Source organism: Phyllobacterium sp. (genome assembly GCF_037994425.1).
Lineage (GTDB): Bacteria > Pseudomonadota > Alphaproteobacteria > Rhizobiales > Rhizobiaceae > Phyllobacterium.
The window spans coordinates 1-5,066 of sequence record NZ_JBBNAM010000288.1; the positions used below are offsets into that span (position 1 = coordinate 1).

Genomic DNA, 5,066 nt, shown 5'->3' on the forward strand with positions numbered 1-5,066 from the left:
TTGCGCGGCCGTTCCGGCCGTCAGGGCGATCCGGGCCGCTCGAAGTTCTTCCTGTCGCTGCAGGACGATCTGATGCGCATTTTCGGCTCCGAGCGCATGGACGGCATGCTGCAGAAACTCGGCCTCAAGGAGGACGAGGCAATCGTCCATCCCTGGATCAACAAGGCGCTCGAAAAGGCGCAGAAGAAGGTCGAGGCGCGCAACTTCGATATCCGCAAGAACCTGCTCAAATACGACGACGTGATGAACGATCAGCGCAAGGTGATCTTCGAACAGCGCATCGAACTCATGGATGGTACCGACCTTAGCGAGACCACCAAGGAGATGCGCGAGGATGTGATCGACGACCTGATCGCGCGTCATACGCCTCCGGGCGCCTATGCGGAACAGTGGAACATCAAGCAGCTCGACGAGGATGTCCGCAACATCCTCAACCTCAATCTGCCTGTGACTGAATGGGGGCTTGAAGACGGCATCACCCCCGATGACATTCGCGAGCGCCTGACCGAAGCCGTCGAGAAGGCAGCGGCTGACCGGGCCGAGCGCTTTGGCCCGGAGATCATGGCCTATGTCGAGAAGTCGGTGATCTTGCAGACGCTCGATTCGCTGTGGCGCGAGCATCTGGTCAATCTCGACCACCTGCGTTCGGTGGTTGGTTTCCGCGGCTATGCGCAGCGCGACCCGCTCAATGAATACAAGACCGAAGGTTTCGAACTTTTCCAGACGATGCTCGTCAATCTGCGACAGAATGTAACGTCGCAGCTGATGCGTGTCGAACTGGTGCGCGAAGCTGCGGCGGCCCCCGAGCCCGCACTACCGGAGATGGAAGGCCATCACATCGACGGCTTCACCGGCGAAGACGATTTCGGCGAGGACAGCGTGGTTGCCGTACAGCAGGATCTGCGCGTTGTGGATCCAGCTGACCGTGATCCAGACAACCCGAAGACCTGGGGCAAGGTCGGCCGCAATGAGGCATGCCCATGCGGCTCCGGCAAGAAGTACAAGCATTGTCACGGCGCATTCGTCTGAGCCCCTCCAAATATACAACCATCAGGCCGCGTTCTTACGCGGCCTTTCTCTTGTGGGCGTGTGTTGAGGCGCGTTGACTTTCCGAACCGTTTCTAAACGTTTACGGACTATGAACCCTGGGTTGAATGCGAGTGGAGCGGCCTTTGCGAATTTCTGCGGTACGAGCTGCAGATCGGCTATTGCCGGTAAGACTGTCAGAACAGCTTAATCCGTGGCTTTCGCGCCTAGATCAGTTGTTCGACGGGTCGAATCAGCATGCCGTTGCGCAGCGCGTCTCGCTCATTGCTTTCTCCGTTCGCATCATAAGCGCCATGATCGCCCTCATTTCGCAGGTGATCTTCGCACGCTGGATGGGCCAGTTCGAATACGGCATCTTCGTGCTCGTTTGGGTTACGGTGGTCATCCTCGGGAACCTGTCCTGCCTCGGGTTCCAGACTACGGTTATCCGCTTCGTACCCGAATATCTCGAGCGTGGCCAACTTGAGCATTTGCGCGGCATACTCTTTACGAGCAAGGCCTTTGCCGTCAGTTTGACCACCATTGTCGCTCTTATCGGCACCGTAAGCGTTTACCTGTTCCGCGACAGGATCGAATCCTATTATGTTGCGCCGTTCATGGTGGGCTTTATCTGCCTGCCTATGATCGCGCTCGGCGATACGCTCGACGGCACTGCCCGCTCACGCTCCTGGGCGCTCGTTGCACTAACCCCGACCTATATCGTTCGGCCAATCCTTACTCTTGTCGTGATGAGTATCGGCCATGTTACAGGTTTCGCTCCGACTGCGATGATCGCCGTGATTTCGGCGATTATTGCAACCTATGCAACAAGCCTGGTCCAGCTCTTCGTCGTCAAATACCGGTTCAGAAAGGTCGTAGAGGCTGGCCCGAAGACTATCGAATTCGGCCATTGGTTTGCGATATCGCTGCCAATTTTTCTCGTCGAGGGTTTCTTCTTTCTCCTGACCAATGCCGATGTACTGATGGTCGGTCGCTTCCTCGACCCCGAGAAAGTCGCAACCTATTTCGCCACGGTAAAACTGCTCGCATTGGTGCATTTCGTCTATTTCTCGGTAAAGGCCGGCGCGGCCCAGTGCTATTCCGAACTGATGCAGGGCCACAACCAGGCGGAGCTCGGGCAGTTTGCCCGCGAGACGGCGCGCTGGACCTTCTGGCCGTCTCTCGCGATGGCAATACTGCTGCTGGTGGCCGGCAAACCGCTTCTCTATCTCTTCGGCGCGCAGTTTACCGATGGCTATCCCCTGCTCTTCATCATGGTGATCGGCGTCGTTGCGCGCGCCTCGGTGGGCCCGGCAGAGAGCCTGCTTAACATGGCCGGCAAGCAGAAGATCTGCGCGACTGTTTATGCGGTAACGCTGATCGTCAATATATGTCTGAGCATCCTGCTTATACCGATTTATGCTCTTGCCGGCGCGGCCTGCGCTACCGCCTTCTCGATGGTATTCGAAGCCGTAACTTTGGCTCTCACAGTTCATTATCGCCTGAATATTACCATGTTTGTTTTTGCCGGCGGGGTCGACACGAAGCCCGCCAAGGAAGAGATTTGATGGCTGCTACACCCCTTCTTGAAGAATTGGCCGGAGGTCCCTCCGCTCAGATCATAGCCCAGCTATCCGGCTTCGATAATCCGGCAGATGCAGCCAAACAAATCGAGGAATCCCTTGGCAATCGTGGCATTCCGCGCAAGCTGTCCGTCTATTCGGCGTCGGCCGGCTTCGAGCTTCTCGACGAACTCTACTATCTGACGTACCGCACGATCGAGCCCAATATTTTCTTCAATCCGCGTTTCCTTGCCCCGGCCATGCCCCGGCTTGACGACAGGCAGGTGCGCCTGATGGTCGTGCGTGACGAAAACGACGCCAAGAGCCGGTTGCGTTTTGTCATGCCCTATACGATCGAGCGGCCCGGCTTCGCCATCTCCGCCTCGATCATCCGGGCTTGGGCTACTCCGTTCGGGCCGCAGGGAACGCCATTGATCGACCGTGACGATCCGGTCGGCGTGCTCAACGATTTCTTCGACATGCTCGGTCGCAAACATCTGAAGCTGCCGCAGATTCTCGTTTTGCCCGACATGCTGTTGAACCGGCCGGTGGCGCAGTTGATCCGCTCGGTTGCCATGGACCGCGGCCTGCCGCTCGCCACGGTCAATCAGGTCGAACGTCCGTTCATCGAAAGCACACTCGACGGCGAAGAGTATCTTCGCGAAGCCATCGGCAACCGTCATGCCAAGGAGTACCGCCGGCTATGGCGTCGCCTGGCGGAAAAGGGCAAGCTTACCTACACCGTCAGCCGCAGCGAGGAGAGCATTCGCCTGAAACTCGAAGAGTTTCTCGCCCTTGAAGCAAGCGGATGGAAAGGCCAGCGCGGGTCGGCGATGGCGGTTGATCGTTTTCGCGCGGCTTTCGCGCGGGAGGCGGTCAATAATCTCGCCGCTCGCGATCTTGCGCGCATTCACGCGCTGGAGCTTGACGGTAAGACCATTGCCGTACTCGTTGTCTTTGTCGAGGCAGGCGAAGCCTGGACTTGGAAGACGGCGTACGATGAAAGCCTCGGCAGCTATTCACCCGGCGTCCTACTCATGATCGAGATGCTAAAGAACCACCTCGACGATCCGAATGTCGACAGAACCGATTCTTGCGCGGTCCCCGACCACCCGGTCGCCTCCCGCCTTTTCCGCGAGCGCGAACAGGTGGGAACCCTGGTCATCGGCCTCAACCCCGGAGCCGACCGCGCGGCACGACAGGCGGCGTCGCAGCTCCACCTCTATCGCCGCACCCAGAATCTCGCCCGGGTGGTGCGCGAGCGGATAAGGGATTTTACCCGCCGGAAATGACCCGCTCGCGGCGGCTAATCGAGGCACGGAAAGCGAGTTCCGCCAAGCCGATCCAGACGGTGCTATAACAAGAGAGAAGGATCGACGGAATGCCGGGCCCGGTCTCAGGGCCCTTACCAATCACGCAAGCGTTTCGATGCTTATGGCAAATCCGATCGCCTTGGCTTAGTGTTACTTCTGATTTGCGTTCAAGTATTGTTGCAGTTGGGGGTTGCGATATGAAGTCTATACTTGCGAACTGTCTGGTCGTCTCGTTGTTGCTGGCAGCATCTGTGCTGGCGGCGCACGCGCAGGAATCCAGCGCAGACCTTGCCAAGAAGCTTTCCAATCCGGTCGCTGCCATGATCAGCGTGCCGTTCCAGGCAAACTATGACAGCGGCTACGGCCCTGAAGATGGCAGCAAATATACGATCAATATTCAGCCGGTCATCCCGTTCACCCTGAACGCGGATTGGAACATAATTTCACGCACCATCCTGCCTATCGCCTGGCAGGATGACATTGCGGGTGCGTCGGGCCATCAATTCGGCCTTGGCGATACCACGCAGAGCTTCTTCTTCTCACCGAAGAAGCCGGGCCTTGGCGGCATCATCTGGGGTGTCGGACCTGCGTTCCTGCTGCCGACGGCAACGGACGATCTCCTCGGCGGCGAGAAATGGGGCGCGGGCCCAACGGCCGTCGTGCTGAAGCAGGAGGGACCCTGGACCTTCGGCGCGCTCGCGAACCACATCTGGTCCTTTGCCGGCGACGATGACCGCGACAATGTCAACTCGACTTTCTTGCAGCCGTTCCTCTCCTATACGACCAAGGATGCCTGGACATTTGGCATCAACACCGAGTCGACCTACAATTGGGGAGACGAACAATGGTCGGTGCCGATCAACCTGACCGTCGCCAAGCTCGTGAAGTTCGACAAGCAGCCGGTCAGTTTCACCGCCGGGGTTCGCTACTGGGCAGAAAGCCCGGAGGCCGGCCCGGATGGCTGGGGCGCTCGCCTTGTCGTGACCTTCCTGTTCCCGAAGTGAGGGAACCCGAGCCACAGCTGAAGGAACCTGGACCATGATCCGTTTGACGATGCTCCTTGCTCTCACGCTTGTCGGCCTTTCCGCTTGTACGTCAAGCGGCACGGTCAGCCCGCTGGTTCTTTGCGACAGGCCAAGCGACATCAATGCGAGGGTCTTCACCA

Annotated in this window: 4 protein-coding genes; all 4 read left to right on the top strand. The window is 58.5% G+C overall.

Annotation, left to right across the window (positions count from 1 at the left end; all coding sequences use genetic code 11):
• A partial coding sequence (locus tag AAAB35_RS19735) for an SEC-C metal-binding domain-containing protein (protein ID WP_340669977.1) occupies positions 1–1,029 on the top strand: 1,029 nt, incomplete at its 5' end.
• A gap of 143 nt (positions 1,030–1,172) precedes the next feature.
• Positions 1,173–2,594, top strand: a complete 1,422-nt coding sequence (locus AAAB35_RS19740) for a lipopolysaccharide biosynthesis protein (protein WP_340669978.1) — start codon at positions 1,173–1,175, stop codon at positions 2,592–2,594.
• Positions 2,594–3,880: a GNAT family N-acetyltransferase gene (locus AAAB35_RS19745; protein ID WP_340669979.1), complete on the top strand. Its 1,287-nt coding sequence runs from the start codon at positions 2,594–2,596 to the stop codon at positions 3,878–3,880. Before AAAB35_RS19740 ends, AAAB35_RS19745 begins: the two co-directional genes overlap by 1 nt.
• A 218-nt stretch (positions 3,881–4,098) precedes the next feature.
• Complete coding sequence (locus AAAB35_RS19750; RefSeq protein ID WP_340669980.1) at positions 4,099–4,905, top strand: transporter; 807 nt, start codon at positions 4,099–4,101, stop codon at positions 4,903–4,905.
• Positions 4,906–5,066 lie beyond the last annotated feature (161 nt).

Bases quoted from the DNA above. Each gene is read 5' to 3' on its own strand.
- AAAB35_RS19745 (WP_340669979.1), top strand. From the start codon at position 2,594: ATGGCTGCTACACCCCTTCTTGAAGAATTGGCCGGAGGTCCCTCCGCT.
- AAAB35_RS19750 (WP_340669980.1), top strand. From the start codon at position 4,099: ATGAAGTCTATACTTGCGAACTGTCTGGTCGTCTCGTTGTTGCTGGCA.